The sequence below is a fragment of the Aquamicrobium aerolatum DSM 21857 genome (assembly GCF_900113935.1).
Taxonomy (GTDB): domain Bacteria; phylum Pseudomonadota; class Alphaproteobacteria; order Rhizobiales; family Rhizobiaceae; genus Aerobium; species Aerobium aerolatum.
In genome coordinates this window covers 33,740-54,107 of the sequence record NZ_FORF01000019.1, presented here as the reverse complement: position 1 = coordinate 54,107, position 20,368 = coordinate 33,740, and the positions used below count along the sequence as shown (strand labels likewise).

Annotated in this window: 17 protein-coding genes and 4 pseudogenes; 10 read left to right on the top strand and 11 right to left on the bottom strand. The window is 58.1% G+C overall.

Annotated features, from left to right (window positions below; translation table 11 throughout):
* Positions 1–234: pseudogene (locus tag BMZ42_RS14900) on the bottom strand (IS21 family transposase); the annotation flags it as partial.
* 116 nt (positions 235–350) lie between these two features.
* Between BMZ42_RS14900 and BMZ42_RS14895 the strand changes: the two are divergent.
* The 8 genes and pseudogenes from BMZ42_RS14895 to BMZ42_RS14860 form a co-directional block, all read left to right on the top strand.
* Positions 351–836, top strand: a pseudogene (locus tag BMZ42_RS14895) (TrbI/VirB10 family protein); the annotation flags it as partial.
* A gap of 935 nt (positions 837–1,771) precedes the next feature.
* Positions 1,772–2,524, top strand: a complete 753-nt coding sequence (locus tag BMZ42_RS14890) for a FadR/GntR family transcriptional regulator (protein WP_091524002.1) — start codon at positions 1,772–1,774, stop codon at positions 2,522–2,524.
* A gap of 128 nt (positions 2,525–2,652) precedes the next feature.
* On the top strand, positions 2,653–3,483 hold the full coding sequence (locus tag BMZ42_RS14885) for an ABC transporter ATP-binding protein (RefSeq protein WP_091523981.1): 831 nt from the start codon (positions 2,653–2,655) through the stop codon (positions 3,481–3,483).
* A complete protein-coding gene (locus tag BMZ42_RS14880; RefSeq protein WP_091523979.1) occupies positions 3,480–4,361 on the top strand; it encodes a branched-chain amino acid ABC transporter permease in 882 nt (293 codons plus the stop codon). Before BMZ42_RS14885 ends, BMZ42_RS14880 begins: the two co-directional genes overlap by 4 nt.
* A 1-nt stretch (position 4,362) precedes the next feature.
* A complete protein-coding gene (locus BMZ42_RS14875; protein WP_091523976.1) occupies positions 4,363–5,406 on the top strand; it encodes a branched-chain amino acid ABC transporter permease in 1,044 nt (347 codons plus the stop codon).
* 23 nt (positions 5,407–5,429) lie between these two features.
* The gene (locus tag BMZ42_RS14870) at positions 5,430–6,605 is read left to right on the top strand and encodes an ABC transporter substrate-binding protein (protein WP_091523974.1); all 1,176 of its coding nucleotides are present in this window, start codon (positions 5,430–5,432) and stop codon (positions 6,603–6,605) included.
* A gap of 5 nt (positions 6,606–6,610) precedes the next feature.
* Positions 6,611–7,420, top strand: a complete 810-nt coding sequence (locus tag BMZ42_RS14865) for an ABC transporter ATP-binding protein (protein WP_091523972.1) — start codon at positions 6,611–6,613, stop codon at positions 7,418–7,420.
* Between the two features lie 8 nt (positions 7,421–7,428).
* Positions 7,429–9,237, top strand: coding sequence for an AMP-dependent synthetase/ligase (locus tag BMZ42_RS14860; protein ID WP_091523969.1), 1,809 nt, complete (start codon positions 7,429–7,431; stop codon positions 9,235–9,237).
* Between the two features lie 481 nt (positions 9,238–9,718).
* Here the strand turns inward: BMZ42_RS14860 and BMZ42_RS14855 are convergent, their stop codons facing one another.
* Positions 9,719–10,291: a LuxR family transcriptional regulator gene (locus tag BMZ42_RS14855; RefSeq protein ID WP_091523967.1), complete on the bottom strand. Its 573-nt coding sequence runs from the start codon at positions 10,289–10,291 to the stop codon at positions 9,719–9,721.
* A 131-nt stretch (positions 10,292–10,422) separates the two neighbouring features.
* On the opposite strand from BMZ42_RS14855, the gene BMZ42_RS18075 reads away from it, so the two are divergent.
* The gene (locus tag BMZ42_RS18075; RefSeq protein ID WP_175556742.1) at positions 10,423–10,590 is read left to right on the top strand and encodes a hypothetical protein; all 168 of its coding nucleotides are present in this window, start codon (positions 10,423–10,425) and stop codon (positions 10,588–10,590) included.
* A 117-nt stretch (positions 10,591–10,707) separates the two neighbouring features.
* A pseudogene (locus BMZ42_RS18290) lies at positions 10,708–10,838 on the top strand (IS30 family transposase); the annotation flags it as partial.
* Positions 10,839–11,142: 304 nt separating this feature from the next.
* Here the strand turns inward: BMZ42_RS18290 and fic are convergent.
* The 9 genes and pseudogenes from fic to BMZ42_RS14800 form a co-directional block, all read right to left on the bottom strand.
* Entirely contained in the window at positions 11,143–12,246 is a 1,104-nt protein-coding gene (gene fic / locus BMZ42_RS14840) for a protein adenylyltransferase Fic (RefSeq protein ID WP_091524000.1), read from the bottom strand.
* A gap of 197 nt (positions 12,247–12,443) precedes the next feature.
* Positions 12,444–12,986, bottom strand: a pseudogene (locus BMZ42_RS14835) (DDE-type integrase/transposase/recombinase); the annotation flags it as partial.
* Positions 12,987–13,031: 45 nt separating this feature from the next.
* Complete coding sequence (locus BMZ42_RS14830; protein WP_091523962.1) at positions 13,032–14,009, bottom strand: ornithine cyclodeaminase family protein; 978 nt, start codon at positions 14,007–14,009, stop codon at positions 13,032–13,034.
* The gene (locus BMZ42_RS14825) at positions 14,006–14,863 is read right to left on the bottom strand and encodes an alpha/beta fold hydrolase (RefSeq protein ID WP_091523960.1); all 858 of its coding nucleotides are present in this window, start codon (positions 14,861–14,863) and stop codon (positions 14,006–14,008) included. The genes BMZ42_RS14830 and BMZ42_RS14825 overlap by 4 nt, the downstream gene beginning before the upstream one ends.
* Positions 14,860–16,314, bottom strand: a complete 1,455-nt coding sequence (locus BMZ42_RS14820; RefSeq protein WP_091523958.1) for a M81 family metallopeptidase — start codon at positions 16,312–16,314, stop codon at positions 14,860–14,862. Before BMZ42_RS14820 ends, BMZ42_RS14825 begins: the two co-directional genes overlap by 4 nt.
* The gene (locus BMZ42_RS14815; protein WP_091523956.1) at positions 16,314–17,465 is read right to left on the bottom strand and encodes an NAD(P)/FAD-dependent oxidoreductase; all 1,152 of its coding nucleotides are present in this window, start codon (positions 17,463–17,465) and stop codon (positions 16,314–16,316) included. The genes BMZ42_RS14820 and BMZ42_RS14815 overlap by 1 nt, the downstream gene beginning before the upstream one ends.
* 3 nt (positions 17,466–17,468) lie before the next feature.
* Positions 17,469–17,999: a TRAP transporter small permease gene (locus tag BMZ42_RS14810; protein ID WP_091523953.1), complete on the bottom strand. Its 531-nt coding sequence runs from the start codon at positions 17,997–17,999 to the stop codon at positions 17,469–17,471.
* Positions 17,996–18,988, bottom strand: coding sequence for a TRAP transporter substrate-binding protein (locus BMZ42_RS14805; RefSeq protein ID WP_210185229.1), 993 nt, complete (start codon positions 18,986–18,988; stop codon positions 17,996–17,998). Before BMZ42_RS14805 ends, BMZ42_RS14810 begins: the two co-directional genes overlap by 4 nt.
* A 26-nt stretch (positions 18,989–19,014) precedes the next feature.
* Positions 19,015–20,337 (bottom strand): TRAP transporter large permease, encoded by a 1,323-nt coding sequence (locus BMZ42_RS14800; protein WP_091523951.1) that lies wholly within the window; start codon positions 20,335–20,337, stop codon positions 19,015–19,017.
* Positions 20,338–20,368: the final 31 nt, after the last annotated feature.

Genomic DNA, 20,368 nt, shown 5'->3' with positions numbered 1-20,368 from the left:
CCGCCGGGGCTTGGCCACGTTCGTCGTCAGCATCCGGTCAAGCTCTTCGCGCCATGCCCCCATCCGCGGATAGGGCTGATGCTTGCGCTCGTAGCGGAACTCGGTCTCGTCCGAGCGCAGCACCTTGCGCACCACTTTCCGTGAAACCTTCAACTCGCGGCAAATCGCCTTGATCGACTTGCCCTGAACCCGCGAAAGCCGGCGTATCTTTGCAATCGTCTCCACAATCAACATCCAAAACACAAATGCCTCCGATGAAACCGGAGGCATTTTGATGACCCCACGTTAAGGGGTCCCGTTTGGACGAAAATCACCCCTTAAACAGGGTCCTCATTCCATGAAAAATCACAAGCCAGAACGTCTATGACAGCGCCACCGGCCGGTATCTACTCATCCCGCAGGGAGCAAAATTGTCCGGCCGCTACGATTCCAAAGTCTCGTTTGGACAGAACCGCGTGCTGGTCATCTGGACCGATATTATCTTCCCGAACGGTTCCACTCTCCAGCTAGGTGGTATGGCCGGAACTGATGCGGCTGGCTTTGGCGGCTTTAGAGATCTGGTCGACAACCACCATTTCCGGACTTTCGGATCCGCAATCCTCGTAGCGCTAATCGGTGCGGGCACCGACATGATGATCCCGCAGGATCGTAACGCGTTCGGAACATCCAACAGCGCTGAGGAGGTCGCTAGGCGTTCATTTGCCGAAAGTTTCAGCCACATGTCGCAGCAGAGCCTGTCACGAAACCTCAATGTTCAACCGACATTGAAAATAAGGCCAGGATACCGATTCAACGTGCTGGTGGATCAAGACATTGTTTTCCCCGGCAGGTTTTGAAACGCTAAAACCTGTGCCGCCACCGCGTACGTCGTCCGAACAGTGATACAGCGATAGCAAGTTTCAGATCCTTTTACTGAGGCGGGAACCGAGAGCAATCCGTAGACGGTCGAGAATTCTACAAGCGTATTTCAATCGAAGACCGTAGCATCTTCGATTCTACTACCATGCCTCGACTAAATCACTCTCTCAATGCCCTAAGCGAGTTGAGTACGCCCACACATTCCATGTCTTCTAGCAGGAAACGTTTATCTGGTTGTGGATCATGCCGCCCGATGAGATCTTGCAACGGCCTCGATAATTCGATTGTCGCGGCGACCTTCCGCAACATTACCACGCCAACACTTCCGGATCTCGCTCCCGGCGACGATTGCCTGTGGGGTCCGCCTTCCGGTCGCGCCAGTATTGTGAAAGCTGCCATGCGATAGCCCACAAGAATGCGATTGTCGCAGCCCCCAGTATCGCTGACATTTGTCATCCGGTAAGGCACAAGTGCTTGTGTAACGCGCATTCACAAAGATCAGCTTGAAGCCGTGCTCCTCGAGGAGCTGGAAGTCTATCCAGTAGCCGCCGGTCGGTTCATTACGAAACTTGTTTGAAGATCTGTACCACGTCGGCATAACTCGCAAGTCTCGGGATTTACTGCCGCCATGTCCATCGTCGAACCGAAGCCACCGCCGCGGCAATACCTCAAAGTGGGCTTCAGAACCGTAAGCCGCAATTTGAAGGGGGCAATCCCTCCAACAAACATTGGCCGCTCCTCTCGTGCATCACGATTAGTAAAGGGTCATTTCAACCGCACACGAGCGCGGCCGAGGCCCGGGTTGGCTTTTCAAGATACTCGCTGCTCGGTCACTCGCGCCATTTGGTTGAACCTTGACAGGTTGATGGACGCTGCTACCTTTGTCCGACAAACGGGCAAGATCGGGGAGGAGATGTCCGAAACACCGCGTCGTTTTGAACCGCTCAAGGTCGCGTCTGCCTATGAAATGGTAGCGGAGGCGATTGAACGCGAGATCACGTCCGGGCGACTAAAGCCTGGGGACGAGATCGGCACCGAGGCACAGCTTGTGCGTCAGTTCGGTGTGAACCGCTCGACAGTGCGTGAGGGGATCCGTGTGCTTGAGCAGAGCGGGCTGGTGCGTCGGGAGGCTGCACGTAAGCTCTTCGTGTGCACACCGCATTATGGCGAACTTTCAAGTCGGATGAGTCGCGCGCTGATGATGAGCGAAGTGACATTCCGAGAGCTCTATGAAACCAGTATGGTGCTTGAGCTTGGCGCAATCGAGGGTGCGGTTGCTCATGCCGATGACGACGACCTCGACGCCCTGGAAATGAATTTTCAGGCTTCCGAAACGGCAATTGACGATCCGGTCAATCTGGCGAACCTTGATACGCGATTTCACGAGTTGATCGCGCGCGCATCGCATAATCGCGTACTGCAACTGGCGCGCGAGCCCGCTGGACTGTTGTTTTTCCCGACATCGGAGATGATCTGCCGGATGGTGCCGGAGGGCGCGCGCCGCATGGTCGATGCCCATCGCGAACTGATCGACGCCATCCGGGATCGCGACCGCGACCGTGCGCGCTTGTGGATGGCGCGGCACGTGAATGACTGGAAGAGAGGTTTTGAGCGCACCGGCCGCAGCATTGACGAACCAGTCGCGCGTGCCCGGATGCAGGGATGATTGCACGATTGTTCTCATAGCACGCCGTGGCCGGGAGGGGCAGGCAGGCATGGGCAGGAGAAGGCCAAAAGGCACGGGAGGAACATGGTCGGGTCGTATTATTGTCCTGCGACGGGAGGAGCCGCGCGATGACGAATATGGAGAAGCCAGCGCGGCTTGACGTAGAGGGCCTGTCGCTGTCCTTCGGCGGCCTGAAGGCCATAAGTGATGTGTCGTTTTCGGTTGAGCCTGGTTCGATCACCGCTTTGATCGGGCCAAATGGCGCCGGCAAGACGTCGATGTTCAACTGCATCTCGGGCTTCTACAAGCCACAACAGGGCGCGATCCGGTGCGATGGGAAGGATGTGTCTCGCCTCCACCCGCCACAACGTGCCAAGATGGGCTTTGCCCGCACGTTCCAGAACATTGCGCTGTTTCGCGGCATGACCGTGCTCGACAATATCAAGCTCGGTCGCCATGCGCATATGAAGACCAACTTGTTGCAGGCGTTGACCTATTTCGGGCCTGCCGCGCGCGAGGAGGTCGAGCTACGCGCCGAGGTCGAGCGCGATATCATCGACTTTCTCGAGATCAACCACATTCGCCATATGCCGGTTGGGGCTTTGTCCTACGGATTGCAGAAGCGTGTCGAGCTGGCGCGGGCGCTGGCGATGAAGCCGCGCATCCTGCTTTTGGACGAGCCGGTAGCAGGCATGAACCGCGAGGAAACGGAAGACATGGCGCGCTTCATCCTCGACGTGAAAGAGGAATGGGGCACCACGATCCTCATGGTTGAACACGACATGGGAATGGTGATGGACATTTCCGACCATGTCGTCGTGCTCAATTTTGGGCAGGTGATCGCCAGTGGGCTGCCGCATGAAGTGCAGCAGGACCCGCAGGTTGTGGCGGCCTATCTCGGCAGCGGCGATCCGGCGGCATTGATGAAGCGACTGGCAGGCGAAGCGGGGATGGCATGAGCGATTTTGTGTTCTTCCTCGAGATCTGCCTTGCCGGTCTCGGTTCCGGTGCGCTTCTCGCGCTGACCGCTCTGGCTTTCGTTTTGATTTACAAGGCGACCCGCGTCATCAACCTCGCCGTCGGCGAAATCCTGATGATGGGGGGCTATTTCTTTTTCACCGTAGCGGCGGGCATGAGCCTGTCGGCCTGGATCGCGATTCCGGTGGCGGTCGCAGGTGGCATGGCGATTGGCGCGGTGGTTGAGCGCGGCGTCATTCGCCCGATGCTGGGTGAAGACCCGATCTCGGTGTTCATGGTCACGGTGGGCCTTGGTTCAGTCTTGGTCGGCATCGTCGAGTTGGTCTGGGGCACCGACCCACGGACATTGCCCGACTTCATGGGCACCGCCCCGGTCTTCATCGGGGAAGCCTATGTCTCGCGCAAAATTGCCATCAGCTTTGCCATCGCTGCGGTCGTGATCGCATTGTTCCTGACATTGTTCCGCTTCTGGCGTGGTGGTGTGGCGTTGCGCGCCACTGCGACAGACCAGGCGGCCGCCTATTCCTGCGGCATCAATGTGCCGGGGGTTTTCTCGCTCGCATGGATCATCAGTTGCGGCACGGCGGCAGGTGCCGGCGTGTTGCTCGGCTCGATTGGCGGCATCTCGCCAACCATGGGGGCGTTCGGCCTGTCGGCACTGGTCGTGGTGATTGTCGGCGGCCTCGACTCGGTTGCAGGCGCTCTCATCGCCGGTCTGTTCATCGGCCTGCTGGAAGCGCTGACAGGCACGTATCTCGGCGGTGAATACAAGCTGGTCTTCACCTTCGGTCTTCTCATTATGATGCTGATGATCCGTCCATACGGTCTGTTCGGCACCAAAGAAATAGAGCGGCTCTGATATGCGTATTGCAACCGCCAATGAAACCTACCGGGCTGATGAAGCGCTGCTTCAGACAAATGTCCAATGGGCGTGGATAGGCGTGCTGGTGGTGGCGATGGTCGCCGCTCCCTTCATGCTCAACAATTACTGGCTCTATCTGGCATGTCTGGTGGCGATCAATGTCGCCAGTGCGACGGGTCTCAACATTCTGACCGGCTATACCGGGCTGGTCAGTCTCGGCCAGGGCGCGTTCATGGCAGTCGGCGCCTACACCGTCGCCTGGCTGGAAACCCACATTGGGACGCCTTTTATTCTCAACCTTGTTGCCGCCGGGGGCACCGCTGCGCTGGTCGGCATTCTGGTGGGGCTGCCAAGCCTGCGCGTGAAAGGGCTTTATCTTGCGATCGCCACCATTGGCGCGTCGATCATCCTGCAGTTCATTTTTCTCAACTGGGATGGGGTCACTGGCGGCTCGCGGGGCATGAATGTCGCGCCCGCAAGCATCTTCGGGGTGCAGCTGACCACCTATTTCCAGCTCTATTGGGTGCTGACACCGATTGCTGCGCTCATGGTTCTGGGCGCGGCGAACTTGTTTCGCACGCGCGTTGGTCGCGCGTTCATCGCCATTCGCGATCGCGACATCTCCGCCGAGGTGCTGGGCATCCCCTTGCTGAGATACAAATTGCTCAGCTTTGCGATCTCGTCGTTTTACGCCGGTATCGCTGGCGGTTTGTGGGCCTATTTCTTCCGCTCTGTCGGGCCGGAGAGTTTCACCATTGGCGAGTCGATCTTCTATCTTGCCGCCGTCATCGTCGGCGGCATGGGCTCGATCCTCGGTGCCATTATCGGAGCGACATTCATGACGCTGGTGCCGGAGGTTCTGCGTTTCGGCGTCGAAGCGATTTCGCCTTACGTAGACAATGCCGGCACGCTGCTGTCGCCAGTGCGCACCGTCGTCTTCGGTGCGTTGATCATCCTGTTCCTGGTGTTTGAGCCCCAGGGCCTTGCCGAGATCGTCCAGAGGATCCGGCGTTTCTTCCATCTCTGGCCATTCCGGAACTGAACCAACTCGTGGAGGAGTTTGACATGTTGGGCATGACAAAAAGAACATTCATGGCATTGGCGGCGTCTTCGGCGCTGGTCACTGCCGTGCCCGCCTTTGCACAGGAAAGCGGTGAGATCGTTATCGGCGGCTCGCTGCCGCTGACCGGCGTCTTCGGCTTCGCCGGCGTTGCCATTGAGGCCGGCATCCAGGACTACATCAAGATCATCAACGAGGAAGGCGGCATCCATGGCCGCAAGTTGCGGCTGGCTTATGAGGATACAGGCTATCAGGTCGACCAGTCGGTGGCGGTGTTCAACAAGCTCACCAGCCAAAACGAGAACATGCATCTTTATTACGGCGACTCGACCGCCTTCTCGCGCACGATCAATCCGGAACTGGTACGCCGCGGCGACATGATCATGGCCGGCGCATCCTTTGCCACCGAAATCAACGACCCGGTCAATTTCGCGCCGCAGTTCATTGCCGGGCCGGACTATACGGAAATGTACTCGATCCTGCTCGAATACATCGCCAAGGAAAAGCCGGGCGCCAAACTCGTCTTTGTCAACTCCGACACCGAATTTGGCCGCGACCCGATCGCGTCCTCGACGGCGCGGGCGAAAGAACTTGGCCTTGAAGTCGTCGATCAGATCATCACGCCGCCGGGCGCAGTCGACGTATCGACGGAAGTGTTGAAGCTGCGCCGTGCACGGCCAGACTACGCGATCTTCCACGGCTATATCCTGGCCCCGCTGCCGGAATTCATGACACAGGCCAAACAACTCGGCCTCGACACCAAGTTCATGGGCACGTTCTGGTCGATGGATTCCAGCATCTGGGAAAGCGTTGGCGATGTGGCCGACGGCTTCATGGGCGTCATGCCCTACCGCTATTATTATGACGAGGAAGAGGCTCCGATGCTGGAGCGCATCCGCCAGATGCGCCCGACCTATCAGGCCACCGGCTACATGCAGGGATTCCTGACCGCGATGCTGATGAGCGAGGCCGTCAAGCGGACGCTGGACGAGGGCAAGGAACTGACGTCCACGAACATGAAGGCGGCGATGAACTCGATCAAGGATTTCGATACGGGGGGCATCATCGGCGTGCCGATCTCGGTTCCCGGCAACACCGTTCCTGTAGGACGCATCTATCAGTACGACGCGGGCGAGAAGAAGATGCAGCCCGTTTCCGACTGGATCAGCGTGGCGGAGTAATCGAATTGGCTGCGGACACCATCCTTTCGATCGAGAACATCGAGGTCGTCTACAACAAGACGATCCAGGTGCTCCGTGGCCTTTCGCTTTCCGTTGAGCGTGGCAAGGTCGCCACGCTCCTCGGGTCGAACGGCGCGGGCAAATCGACCACGCTGAAAGCCATTTCCAATCTGCTGGCGTTGGAAGACGGGGCCGTCACGTCCGGCTCCATCACTTTCGACGGCAAGCCGTTGCTGGCCGAAACGCCGCACGGGCTGGTGCGGCGCGGAATGTTCCATGTGATGGAAGGCCGCCGCATCTTCGAGGATCTGACGGTGGAGGAAAACCTCACTGCCGCGACCTTCGCCTTGTCAGGTCGTGGGGTGAAGCCAACCCCTTTCGATCTCGTCTATGGCTATTTTCCACGCTTGTATGAGCGCCGACATTCGCGTGCCGGCTATTTGTCGGGGGGTGAGCAGCAGATGCTGGCGATCGGCCGCGCCCTGATCGCGCAGCCCAAACTGATCCTGCTCGATGAGCCGTCCCTTGGCTTGTCGCCACTTCTGGTCGAAGAAATCTTCACCATCATAGCACGCATCAATCGAGAGACGGGCGTGTCGATGTTGCTGGTCGAGCAAAATGCCGCCGTCGCATTCGCCGTGTCGCATTACGGCTACATCATGGAGACCGGCAAGATCGTCCTCGATGGCCCCACCGAGCGTCTCATCAAGGACGAGGATGTGCGCGAATTCTATCTCGGCATGAGCGGCGCGGAGGGCGCAAAAAGCTACCGCGACATCAAGCACTACAAGCGCCGCAAGCGCTGGCTTTCCTGAGGTATAAGATGACTGTGCCTGTATTCCCCGACCTGACGCTGCCGCAGATGCTGCGCGAGCATGCAGCCCGTACGCCTGATCGCACGGCTGTCCGGCAAAAGGATTTCGGTATCTGGAACCCGGTCAGCTGGCAAGACTATTTCACGCGGGCTGCCGCTGTCGGCCATGGCTATCGCGCCATCGGGCTTGGCGAAGGCGGCCATGTCGCGGTGCTGTCCGAAAACCGTGTTGAATGGGTTCTGGCGCAACTCGGTGCAGGCCTCGTCGGCGCGGTGACGATCGGCGTCTATCCGACCAGTCCTGCACCCGAAGTCGCCTATGTGCTTGAGCATTCCGACACGGAAGTGATCGTCTGCGAGGACCAGGAGCAGGTCGACAAGGTGATGGAGGTGCGCGCGCAGTTGCCGATGCTGCGCCGCATCATCGTCGTCGAAACCAAGGGGATGCGCGCTTATCCCGATGATCTGGTGATGTCATTTGCGGCGCTTGAAGAAGCCGGCACAGCACACCGGGCGCAACATCGCGATCTGGTAGAGGAGACACTGGCAGGCCAGAGCCTGTCGGACATGGCGCTGATGATCTATACGTCCGGCTCCACCGGCAAGCCCAAGGGTGCGATCCTGAGCTACGGGAATATCCGCGCCCAGGCGATTGCGATCGTCGAAATGCTCGGCCTGAACGAACATTCCACGCACCTCTCTTATCTGCCGCTGTGCCATGTCGCCGAGCAGATGACGACGCTGATGGCGCCGATCTATCTTGGCTCGCAGATCAATTTCGGCGAGTCGATCCGTACAGTGCAGGAAGATTTGCGTGAGGTCGCGCCCTCGATGTTCCTGGGGGTGCCGCGGATCTGGGAAAAACTCCACTCCTCGATCCATATCCGGATGATGGAAACGGGTGGCCCAAGACGACGATTGTTTGAATGGGCTTATCGCTCCTGCGAGCCTTTTGCCGAGACGCCAAGCCACAAGCGGACTGCCGGACAGAAGCTGCGTTTTGCGCTGGCCTATCTCTTGGTTTTCCGCGCCGTACAGAATTACATCGGCCTGCGCCGCACCCAGGTCGCGATGACCGGCGCTGCGCCGATCCCGCCGCGCATCGTGCGCTTTTTCCGCACCATCGGTGTACCGCTCGTCGAGGTTTACGGCGCGACGGAAACGAGCGGCGTGGCGCTGGGTCAAAAGCTTGTCCGGCTCGATCCCGGCAGCGTTGGTGAGCCCGTGGTCAATGTCGAGGCGAAGGTCGGCGATGACGGCGAATTGATCCTGCGTGGCGACACAGTATTCAAGGGATACTACAAGAATGACGAAGCCACTGCGTCAACGCTGCGCGATGGCTGGCTGCATACGGGCGATGTCGTGACGGTTAGCGACGGTCAGTTCCGTATCGTGGACCGGCTGAAAGACATCATGATTACTGCGGGAGGCAAGAATCTGAGCCCGTCCGAGATCGAGAACACAATCAAGGGCAGCCCCTATGTCAAGGAATGCATCGTGATCGGCGAAGCGCGCAAATATGTCTCGGCGCTGATTCAGATCGACTACGAAACTGTGGGTACGTGGGCAGAAGAAAATCGCATCGCCTATACCAACTTCCGCAACCTTGCCGAAAATCCGGCGACACGCGCTCTGATCGAGCGCGAGATCGCGGAAGCCAACGCGCAATTGGCACAAGTCTCACACATCCGCAGATTCCATCTTCTGACCAAGGAGCTGGACCATGACGACGATGAGGTGACTGCAACCATGAAGGTACGGCGTTCCAATATAGAAAAGAAATATGCAAGCGAGATCGCGGGTTTGTACGCAGCATGACTCAAGCAGTTCGGCAAAGCCTCGACGCAGAGCGATGCCGCAGACATATGACGTGTTCCGCGGATCCTGCACGGCAAGATGTTTCTATGTAAAGTCGGGTGCGTCGACCGTATAGCGTTCAGTGGCGACATCACCGAGGATCAAGAATAATCTCCAGTCCTGCGTGTCGAAGACTGGACCGTCTGACTTATACTCCTGCAGACCCGCGACTGCATGTCTTGCTGGGGCAAGGCAAATCCTTTTGCACAAGGCCCATAAGGAAAAGCCGCAAGAGACGATCACGTCGCGTGGCAGAGGATAAGCGAGTATTTTTGGCCCACGCTCGCGGCAACTGGACGCTATCGTCCTGGCACCCGGAAACGTGGAGGATACAAGATCGAAATCCCTTTGCTGTAGGCCGTCCGTCCAACCCCGCGACTCGTCTGCGCGCTCATGGCATCGTGAATTAGTCCCCACCCTAGCTATTTTCTTCGAATTGCCCTCAAGACGATGCGCCCAGCAATTTGGCTGCGAGCTCGGCAGGCTTGTGCACGCCGAGCTTCTGCTTGATCGTGCGTCGGTGCACTTCCACCGTGCGGGGTGAAATGCCCATCGCCAGCCCGATCTCCTTACTGGTGTAACCATTGACCATGCCGCGCGCGACTTCGCGCTGGCGCAAGGTCAAAGAGGCCTCGGCAGGGGCGCGGTCCTGCAAGTGCTCAAGCGTCCATACCGTGAGTTGAAACGGATCTTCTGGCGTTAGAGTGCGTCCGCGCGCCCGCACCCAGATGATTTCACCGTTGCGGCGCTGCATGAAACGTTCGTCCTCGTAACTGTCCGGCTTCTGCAACCAGCGCTGCCAGCGGGTTCCGACTTTCTCGAAATCGACGCTGTACGGGTAAAGCACCCGGATCGACTGGCCTTCGAGGTCGATGCGCGACCAGCCAAAGATATGCTCGATCTCGGCATTGGCGGAAACGATACTCCTGTTTGCCAGAACGATGATGCCGGCTGGCGCATTACGGAAGCCGAATGCATTAAGATCCTGCTCGGTCATATTGGCGACTTCGATCATCTTGTTCTCACGCTCGGGACGGCATGTCGGTTCAAGCTACATACGTAGTTTGTACGTAGATACATACGTAGTTGCTCGTATTGCCTGTTTCCAGTGATTTTTGGAATATTCAGGCAGAAGAGGAGCCTATCTTGCAATCTGAAACCTACATTATCGGTAGGGGCCACACGAAGTTTGGCCGGCTGGAGCAGAACCTTGAAGAGCTGGTGGTCGAAGCCGCGCAGGAAGCTCTCCTGGAAGCAGAGGTCGCGCCGGCGTCTCGCCAAGCTGGAGTGTGGGCTGATTATCCGCGACTATAACCCTAACGGCAACGCCGGTGTCCCTCAGCGTTGGCATACTTAAAGTAGCGCAATTATGATGTCATGCGATATCACCCCGTAGCAGGGCTGGTAACACGCACCTACCCCCAGATCGACATGGATGAACGCCGCAGGATCGCTCGACGATTTTTCGTGAGATCAAACGCCACACCTTTGTTGATCCGGAGATGCCGGATATCGACGGCTACTATTGCGTCACGGCCAATGACATGGCGTGCGAATGCCGCGCAAATGTCTTGGCTACAAACGCCCGCCGAAGGTCTCCCGGCAGAAGCTAATGGCGCAGATGCGCCGTGCCGGATAGCTTGGCTCCGCTCGAACGTCGTGGTTCGGCATGAACTCAGAGGAGATGTAATACGCATCGAGCGGCGGCGGGTAATCAGCGATGCGTTGCTGCACAGGATGGACAAGCTCCCCGGAGCCGGTGATGCGCAACCATATCCGCGGACGCAATCAGTCAGGATCACATCCTGCCGCTGCGCAACTCCACGCGGGCGGATGGTGACACGCGTAGCATGGCACTTGGACGGTCTATCGGTCGGACCGCGCCGGGGGCCGCTCTCTGAGAAGCGCGAGCAGTGGAGGGTTAATGTAGAGATTTTCACGCCCGGCTTTCATCTCCTGCAACAAGCCGTGCTCGGTCAGGCTCTTGAGATAGACCGATGCCGACTGTCGTTTGGCAATACCGGCCGTTACCAGATCGCCAATGCGGCAATAGGGGTTGACGAAGATAATCTCAGCCAACTCGCGTGAATAGATTTTCGGCAGATCATGTCGGATTTGTTCCGCGGTCTGGTTGAGCAGGTCCCGGATGGCGCGAATGCGCGCTGTCGACCAATTTGCCGTTTCGCGTACCGCCTCCAGCATGAATAGGATCCATTCTTCCCATTCCTCGTCGGTCGTGACCGACAATAGCCGGTCGTAATAAGCGCGTTTGTTGCCGATGATATAGCGACTAAGATAGAGCACAGGGATATCCAGCAGGCCTTTATCAACAAGGTAGAGCAGGTTCAACACACGGCCGGTTCGTCCATTGCCGTCAATGAAGGGGTGGATTGCCTCGAACTGGTAGTGCATCACAGCCAGTCGGATAAGAGGGTCGATCTCCTCGGCTTCATGGATGTAGCGCTCCCAGTTTGCGAGCTTGTCCCGCAGCAGAGCCTGACCCTCGGGTGGTGTGTAAATCACGCTACCCGTTGCCTCATTCATCAAAGCCGTTCCAGGCGTTGCCCGGATATCCAGTTCGACACCCTTGATGGTGCGGCAGACGGCGATGGCGGTGGACGTCGACAACGGCCTTTCCGTGAGGGTCTGGAACCCCTCGCTGAGTGCTGTTCGATAGCGTAGGGCTTCTTTGGTCGCGGGATCAGCCTGATTGCCGGGCTCGTTGGCGAAGCGGAACAGCCGGTCGGTCGTGGTGACGATATTCTCAATTTCAGAGCTAGCCTGCGCTTCGAGCAGGGGAATCGAATTGATCAGCACGGCCTGGTTCGGAATAAGCTGGCCGGAGACGCGAAGTTCCGCCAGCGCTGCGCGCGCCTCTATGCAGGCCTTCAGAACGGCCTTTGTCTCGATATCTTGGCGCGGGGGGAGGGGAGGCAGGTCATTATAGGGCTGGTCCGCGCGAAACGACATGTCGATCAATCCTTTTTCGATCGACATGTCGGGCTGATATGTCGTCAGCATCGACATTTGGCCACGAAGCGTCGATAAAATCGAAATGTATCGACATATAATAAGCATTGCAAGGCCACTGATCGGAATGACCACGCTTTACGATGCCTCTGTTGCAACTGTTAACTGGAAACACAAGCGGCCTTACCGTACACCATTTAGGCGGTAAGGATCGTGAACTGCTCGACCCAGAACGGATTTGGATTGAAGGCACACTTGGCCTGTCGCCTGCGCATCATGGGGTCATCTCGATGCCTGACAGGATGATCAAAGCTGATGTTGGTGATTTGAACCCAACCCAAGCATTGGCCGGATTCGGCGCTTGAAACGTCGTTAATCCTGCGCTTCCCGGTTATTCAGATATTTGCTCTTGCAGATTTCGATCAGCTTCAGCCGGCACCAAGAGCGGTCCTGCAAACGGTTAATGATGTCACAGGAAACGACGGCCTCATGATTGCTTCGGCTACCATCAATAAACACGCACTCGGGTCAACCGTAACGTGCTAGCGCTTTCCTGAAAAACTGCTTTGCTGACAGCAAGTAACGCTGCTGGCTGAACCAGAATTCGATGGTGTCGCCGACACAGTCAATAGCGCGTCAAATATACATTCATCGGCCACGAACCTTGATGTCGATTTTATCGATATGCCATTCGCCGGTCACGCTTCGCTGCGTCGGTTGAAGCGTTCCAACCCCCTCGGCAGTTCGTCAGAGCAATCTCAGCCTGAGCCGGTTTTCGGCGGGGCCTATAGCGGAGCGTTGACGCCGCGACCGGTTACCTTCGCTTGCTCCCAGCAGTGATAGGCGCATGCGATATCCTGTGAAGCTATTCCGAGGGAGCGATAGAGGGTGACCTGACTGTTATCAGTCCGCCCAGTTCGGGTACCGTTCAGAACTTCACCGATTTCGGCGCGTATGTGCTGCTCTCCGATCCGTTTCGCTTCGATCATGTCGACGATTTCACCCGCCTGAGCAAAGGTTGAACGACGGAAGTCTACGAACACACTAGACCTGAGCACCATTTCGTCGTCGATCTCTCGTCGTGAAGGTATCGAGGCGCCAACGATGTTAAGGTGGGTGCCGGGGGAGATCCATTCGCCCTTCAAAATCGGGACCGGCGAACTGGTTACCGTGCAGACAATATCAGCACCCGCCACCGCATTTTTGATATCCGTGCCGAAATCGATCGTCAGATGAGGATAGTGTCTCCGTGCGTACTCTGCGAAGGCTGAAGCCGATGCCTCAGTTCGGCTAGCGATGCGCAGTTCAGAAATGTTTCGTACAACACATATCGCATGGAGGTGATTTCGGGCCTGCTCGCCGGCGCCAATCATGGCCAACACGGTTGAGTCCGGACGTGAAAGACTGCGTGTGGCGACGGCGCTCGCGGCCGCTGTGCGTAGCGCGGTCAGAGGACCTCCATCCATCATCGCGACGGCAGTCCCGTTCACCGATTCAAACAGCACCATCGCTCCCTGGTGCGACGACAGACCTGCAGCGACGTTTCCGGGGAAGAGACTGACCAGCTTGATCCCATGGCATGGGGGCGTTCGCATCATGCCAGGCATGATGCCCATCTTGTTGGGACCGCCTGCATCCATGATGGAGCGCAGTGGAAGCTCGACATCGCCGCGCGAGGTCGCGGCCATTGCATCTGCCACCACATCAATCGCGGTACGTGGCGGCAGCAGCTCAATGATGTCCTGATGAGAAAGAACGATCACAGACTACGCTCCCTGGCGTTACCCCATTCGGTAGTTCCAGCTGCAACCAGTTGCAGCTGTTCCTCGAGGATTGCCGTGTAGAGTTCGGGTCGGGCGAGATAGGGGAAATGTCCGCCGCTTTCGAAGTGGTAGCTGACTGCAGGAATGAGCACGGCCCGGACTTCATCGCGCATGAACTGAGGGATTAACGGGTCGTCCGCAGCCTCGATCGTGATAGTATTCGCTGGGCTTGTTTTACTAGCGGGCAGGTCAGGGGCGTTCTTGATCCCCTTTAACCGGTTGCGCAACTCCAGTTCAGGAATGCGACCGCCGACTTCCTGCAAGAGGAGTTCGACGAGTTCTGCCTGTTCTGGGTGACTGTCCGCCCAAGCGCCAAGACCACGTCCAAACCCGTTGCGCAATACCTCGATCGGGGCGAGGTCGAGATCAGAGCTATAGGGCGGGTTTCGTTTCGCGGGGGCAGTGTCGTAAAGCGTGTTGGCTGCAATCAAACGCTCGACCCGGTCGGGATGGACTGCGGCGATGTATTGCGCCAGATAACCGCCAAGCGACGAGCCCAGAACGGTAACTTTCTCTATGTCGCGATCGGAAATCAATGAGATCAGATCGCCGGCCCACTCCTCAACACCTCCGCTATCTGGATAGGAAACGGACAGGATGCGGACACGGCCTTTCAAGGCAGCCATCTGTTGCCAGAAGATGTCAGCGCGTCCCAGGGTGCCGGGGATCAACAGCAGGGCTGGCCCGCTACCAGCAAGATCGATGAGCCCCCATTCACGGCCGTTCAGCAAGACGCGTTGTTCCGGATTGGCCCTGGCAAAGTCATCTCGGGCATTTATCAGAGCGTTGGTCATGCGAAAGGATCCTCCATCTTCGGCCAGTAACTTGGTGCGCGTCGCGTATATGGGATGTTGGCGTAATCCGGTGTGATTGATCCGGGTGTCGCGACATGTATGACCTCGGCGGCGATCGGTGCGAAACCGGCATGGAAATGCTGGGAGGACTTCACGCACACAAGCTTCCTGGAAGACAGGTCGATGCCAAGCCCGGTGTAGGCTTCAGGATGGAATGTCTGGGTGCGCAGATCGTTGATCACAATGTCCACTCCCTCGCACTGTAGCCAAGCCATGTTGCCGAGCGCCAATGGCAGTTCGCCGAACCGCTGGGAAAGATCGGAGGCGATTTTCTTCACGGTCACCTGAAGGTCCAGCGGGTCACCTGACATCGGGCCGTGTTTGCCCCCCAGTCGCAACTGCAAAGTTGCGCCTTCCCCCGCTTCCCGGCAGATCCGGACAGCCATAGGATCCCAGAAAATTCCGACGACCGCGTTGGTAATGTTGCGATCAAGGATCGCTTTGAGCAGGAAGGTGGCGTCACCCGGAGCACCGCCCCCGGCGTTATCTGCAACATCTGCCAGGACTATCGGCCCGCTGTGATGCGCAAGCGCCGCGTCAAGTGCCGTTCCAATGTCCGGGTGCGGACGGTTGAGACCGCCGCGGATTGAAAACAGTTGCTCTGCAACTTCAGCCGCCAGGTTGGACGCCTTGTCAGCATCGCCATCAGTGATGACGAGACTGCGCGCGCCCGTTCGCTCATGGTCACCCCAGGGAAACCCGTGGATCAGCCCGACGTGCAGAACGCCGTCCTTGCCTTCGCGAGCTGACATGGAATCAACGAAACTGCGCATCGGCTCATAGGGCGTATGCAAGGCGCAAATGATCCGGCAATCGTGGTCGCGCATCACCGGACGGGTGCGCCCTTCGGCAGCGGCAACTGCCATCGAGAACAGGTCTTGTGCGCGTTCCGCAACGTCCACATGGGGGTATTCCTTGTACGGAACGAGCAAGTTTGCTTCTGTCATCATTGTGTCGGTGAGGTGTGAGTGAGGATCCAGCAGACCTCCGATAACCGTCTTCTCACCGACAATTTCACGGCATCGCGCAATCAGGTCCCCTTCGCAATCGTCATAGCCATCGGCAATCATTGCGCCGTGCAACGAGAGAAAAACCATGTCCACCGGCATTGCCGTGCGCAGGTCATCCAGGATCTCGTCACGAAAAGTCTCATATGTCGTGCGGACGGTCGGGCCAGCTGGCTGGGCGATGGCCATCAGACCTTCTACCACTTCAATGTCGCGCTCGGCCGCTTTCTTGCGCCAGACGTGCAAGGGTGCGGTCCAATATTGGAGCGGCAAAGAAGCGGTATTGCCCCGCGTGATGCCGCCTTCTTCGAAACTGAGCATGCCTGTTGGCAGCGGCGAAAACGAGTTCGTCTCCGTGACAAGACCGGCCATGAAAAGTTTCATCAGGTAACCTCTGAAGTAAGCGTACGGCGAAGCGGGGATAGCCTGGCGATTTCGACGCCTTCTTCCGCTATATCGTCGGGAATTTGATCGTCCTTGATCAAGGCAGCGGCTACGCGTGCCATCGCAGGAGCGGTCTGGATTCCATACCCGCCCTGACCGGCGAGCCAGAAAAAGCCTGGTACGTCATCGGCGTAGCCAACGACGGGCACACCGTCAGCCACGAAGCTCCGCAGACCCGCCCATCGGTTGCCGATGTGGCGCACGTCGAGATCGAAAGCCTGCTGAACGCGATCGATACAGATTGCGATGTCGATTTCTTCCGGCTGCGCGTCGCAAGGCGGACTTGGAGTTTCGTCCGCCGGCGAAAGCAATAGTTTTCCTGCATCCGGTTTCAGGTAAAACTGCTCGTCGATGTCGACGACCATTGGCCATTGGTTGTCAGCATGGCCCTCGGGTGCGTCGACAATCAATGCCGTCCTGCGTTTTGGAACCAAGCCGACCCTCGACGTGCCAGCCAGGCCAGCAATTTCGTCCGCCCATGCGCCCGCAGTATTGATGACGGTCGATGCGTATGATCGGCCTTGGTTGGTTTCGATCGACCAACAACCATTAGCGTTTGACAGGCCCAGAACTTCGCTCGTCGTTCGAAGTTGACCGCCACGCTCTCGCAGTTGGCGCAGATAGCCTTGGTGAAGGGCGTGCACTTCAATGTCGGCTGAATCGTTCTCTAACAAGGCGCATGCGGCGTAACCCTCGCGAAGAAGTGGCATCATCTCGCGTAGTTGGTTGCCTGTGATAAGGCTGACGTCACCACGGCCACGGACCTGCTCGAATTCAGCGTGGACCGTGTCCGCTTGGTCACTTCGCCCCATCAGGGCCACCGGACGGCGATGAACGAGTTGGTGCTCCGTGAAACCGGGTGGTGGATTCTGATAGAAGCGGGATGAAGCACGGGAAAGGGCTCGGATCTGGTCGGGCCCGTAAACCTGAGAGAAAAGCGCCGCGGAGCGCCCTGTGGTATGATAGCCCGGCTGGTTCTCGCGTTCGATCAGCAGAACACTGCCGTTCGCAGCCAGTTCGGCCGCGACGGACGCGCCCGCGATGCCTGCACCGATCACGACGTAGTCGACATGTTCTCCGGTGAACCGCATCTACTATTTCTGCTCCGCGTTTCTTGTAATCAAGGGTCCTCCGATGATTCGGGCCACCAGGTGAATCAGGATTACGACACACACCGTTGGAATGGCGGCGGCAATCACCGCAAGGTTGACGCCAAGGCCGGGCGAGCTTCGTGCGGACATCCGCATGATGAAACTCCGCGCAGGATCCATCCCCGCGCCAAATAGCGAATAATAGAGGATAGGACCGACGAAGATTGCCGCAGTCACCAAGATTGCAAGCTTGGCGAAATACGCGCGCCTGTCACGCGCATTTTCGTCAACGCGTACGACCGCTGGGTCCGTGGCTCTACGAAATGCAGCAGTGGTGCCGAGGAGCCCGCCCCAGACCATCAGGTAGCGGGCGAGTTCCTCCGTCCATGCGGGCGGTTGCCGCAGACCGTAGCGCGAGACGACCTGCAGCATGACCACACAAACCATCCCGACCAGAGCTGACTTGGCCAGGAACAGACATATCCGGTCGACACCGCTGCTGAGTGCGATCGCCGCCTCGCCGAACCTGGTCATCTGCGTGTTTTTTCCGCCGCTGCAACAAATGCTTCAATCGCATCTGCTGGCATAAGGCTTGGCCAGGCCGCCTTCGAACGAGCGATGAAGTCCTCACGTGCTTCTGGAGTCAGCGATGTGATCTCGACACCCTTCTCGCGCAACTGCTCGAGTTCCTTGGCCGCTGCGACTTCTGTCCAATCCCGGTTCTTGTCGTTGGTATGCTTGATGGCTGCGTCGATCTTGGCGCGGTCCTCATCGGAGAGACTTTCGTACCAATCGTTGGACATCAAGGCGGAACGGAACGGCGTGCCGGAGCCGGAGTCGGTGTAGTATTTCAGGTAGTCGGTGTGCTGGAAAATCAACGCCACCACGGGTGGGTTGACGTAGCCATCGGCCATGCCCTGCTGCATGCCAGTCATGAATTCAGGCATGTCGATGACGACCGACGAGGCACCCCATTCTTCAATCAGCTTGGTTTGCGTGGCGTCGATTGCGCGAATGCGCATGCCCTCAAGATCTGCGGGGGTCTCGATCGGCTTCTTGGAGTTGAAAATGCCCACCGTACCGCCCAGGCCAATCAGCCCGGCGATACGGATTCCCTGTTTCTGCATCGAACCGTCGATTGACGCGAGGATGTCTGTTTCATCTACTGTCCGGAACATGTGGTCCATGCTGTCGAACATATAGGGCGCCATGAAGCCCTGGATGCGTGGATCGATTTCGTTGATCATGACGAAATTGGTCAGACCGAACTGGAGTAGCCCCTGCGCAAGCTGGTCAACGAGCTCGGGGTCTTTGCCGAGCGCTCCGCCTGGATAAACAGTGGCCTCAAAGCCATCCGCTTTGAGCTTGGCTGCGAGATCTTCTGCCCACACCCAGTCGCCGCAAACCGGCACTGCAGGGCAACCAACGCCAATCCTGATCTCTTCTGCCTGCCCCGTGGTCGCACCCATTGCGGAGGTCGCCAGAAAAGCCGCGCCGAGCATCCATTTCAATGTCGATTTCATTTTGATTTCCCCTCTATGTGTTCTGATTATTGAATAAAGCCAGCCTGTCTCGGGATGTAGAGTGTGATTTCCGGAAACAGGACAAGCACGAACAGCATGACAACAAGCACAAGAAACAGCGGCAGAATTGCCCACGCCAGCTTCAGATAGCTGACGCCGCTCATCGCGGAGACAACCATAAGGACGCCCCCTACCGGCGGTGATACAAGCCCTATCGTCAGGTTGAGGCACACCACCACGCCGACATGTACCGGATCCGCGCCGCCCGCGATTGCGGCGGGAATGAGCAGCGGCACGAGAAGAACCATGGCCATCATGTTGTCCATGAACGTCCCCATGATCAGAAAGAAGACGGTAATCAGCAGAAGGTATCCGACACCGCTGATGCCAAGCCCATCGATGAGGGCAGCGATCTGCTGCGGGAGATTCTGGATCGCTACAAGATAGCCGAAGATCGCAGCTGCAAAGAGGATGACAAATATCGCGCCCGTGAGAAGTGCCGCACGTTCCAGTGCTGCGTTGAGATGACTGACGTAGTCGCGCAGTGCTTGCCGTGTGGCGACGCCGGGCTGGTGAAGTGCATAAACGACACCGGTAATGCCGGCGATGACGACGGCGAGAGCGGCAGCCTCCGTTGGCGTGACGAGGCCAAACACGATACCGCCCAGCATGACCGCCGGGACGGCGAGGGCCGGCACCGCTTTTGCCACGGTCGGAAGCACCGGTGGCATCTGGGTATCGCGGCCGCCAGGCAGATCAAGCCGGACAGCTGCATAGGCATTGTAGGCGAACAACCCGGCCGCCACGAGCAGACCGGGCAGGATGCCGCCAGCGAACAGAGCTGCTACGGAAACGTTCATCAACGCGCCGTAAAAGATCATCACGACACTGGGGGGAATGAGTGGCCCCAGCACTGAGGATGCAGCGGTAAGAGCGGTGGCGTACTCCAACGGGTAACCGCGCTTGGACATCTCCGGGACCAAAGCGCTTGTAGTCGCTGCGGCGTCGGCAACCGCCGAGCCGGACATCGATGACATGAAAATGCTGGTCGCGACGTTGACGTGCCCCAGACCTCCGCGGAACCGTCCGACGATCAACATTGCGAGATCGATCAGCGCACGTGTGATGCCGCCTCGGCTCATCATCTCACCTGCGAGAATGAAAAGAGGCATGGCCAGAAATGTGAAGACGTCCAATTGGCTGAGGACGCGCTGGGGTAGAATGGCAAGGTGTCGAGCCTGATCCGCGGCAAGGAAACTCAACACCGCGGCGGCGCCGGTCACGTAGGCAATTGCTGCTCCGCCCGTTAACGTCGCGACAACAAATATGATAACTGCAACCCACGCCATACGGAGCCCTCACTCGACCTAAAGTTTTCCT

Bases quoted from the DNA above. Each gene is read 5' to 3' on its own strand.
- BMZ42_RS14890 (WP_091524002.1), top strand. From the start codon at position 1,772: ATGTCCGAAACACCGCGTCGTTTTGAACCGCTCAAGGTCGCGTCTGCC.
- BMZ42_RS14885 (WP_091523981.1), top strand. From the start codon at position 2,653: ATGACGAATATGGAGAAGCCAGCGCGGCTTGACGTAGAGGGCCTGTCG.
- BMZ42_RS14880 (WP_091523979.1), top strand. From the start codon at position 3,480: ATGAGCGATTTTGTGTTCTTCCTCGAGATCTGCCTTGCCGGTCTCGGT.
- BMZ42_RS14875 (WP_091523976.1), top strand. From the start codon at position 4,363: ATGCGTATTGCAACCGCCAATGAAACCTACCGGGCTGATGAAGCGCTG.
- BMZ42_RS14870 (WP_091523974.1), top strand. From the start codon at position 5,430: ATGTTGGGCATGACAAAAAGAACATTCATGGCATTGGCGGCGTCTTCG.
- BMZ42_RS14860 (WP_091523969.1), top strand. From the start codon at position 7,429: ATGACTGTGCCTGTATTCCCCGACCTGACGCTGCCGCAGATGCTGCGC.
- BMZ42_RS14855 (WP_091523967.1), bottom strand. From the start codon at position 10,291: ATGATCGAAGTCGCCAATATGACCGAGCAGGATCTTAATGCATTCGGC.
- fic (WP_091524000.1), bottom strand. From the start codon at position 12,246: ATGTCGTTTCGCGCGGACCAGCCCTATAATGACCTGCCTCCCCTCCCC.
- BMZ42_RS14825 (WP_091523960.1), bottom strand. From the start codon at position 14,863: ATGACCAACGCTCTGATAAATGCCCGAGATGACTTTGCCAGGGCCAAT.
- BMZ42_RS14820 (WP_091523958.1), bottom strand. From the start codon at position 16,314: ATGAAACTTTTCATGGCCGGTCTTGTCACGGAGACGAACTCGTTTTCG.
- BMZ42_RS14815 (WP_091523956.1), bottom strand. From the start codon at position 17,465: ATGCGGTTCACCGGAGAACATGTCGACTACGTCGTGATCGGTGCAGGC.
- BMZ42_RS14810 (WP_091523953.1), bottom strand. From the start codon at position 17,999: ATGACCAGGTTCGGCGAGGCGGCGATCGCACTCAGCAGCGGTGTCGAC.
- BMZ42_RS14805 (WP_210185229.1), bottom strand. From the start codon at position 18,988: ATGAAATCGACATTGAAATGGATGCTCGGCGCGGCTTTTCTGGCGACC.
- BMZ42_RS14800 (WP_091523951.1), bottom strand. From the start codon at position 20,337: ATGGCGTGGGTTGCAGTTATCATATTTGTTGTCGCGACGTTAACGGGC.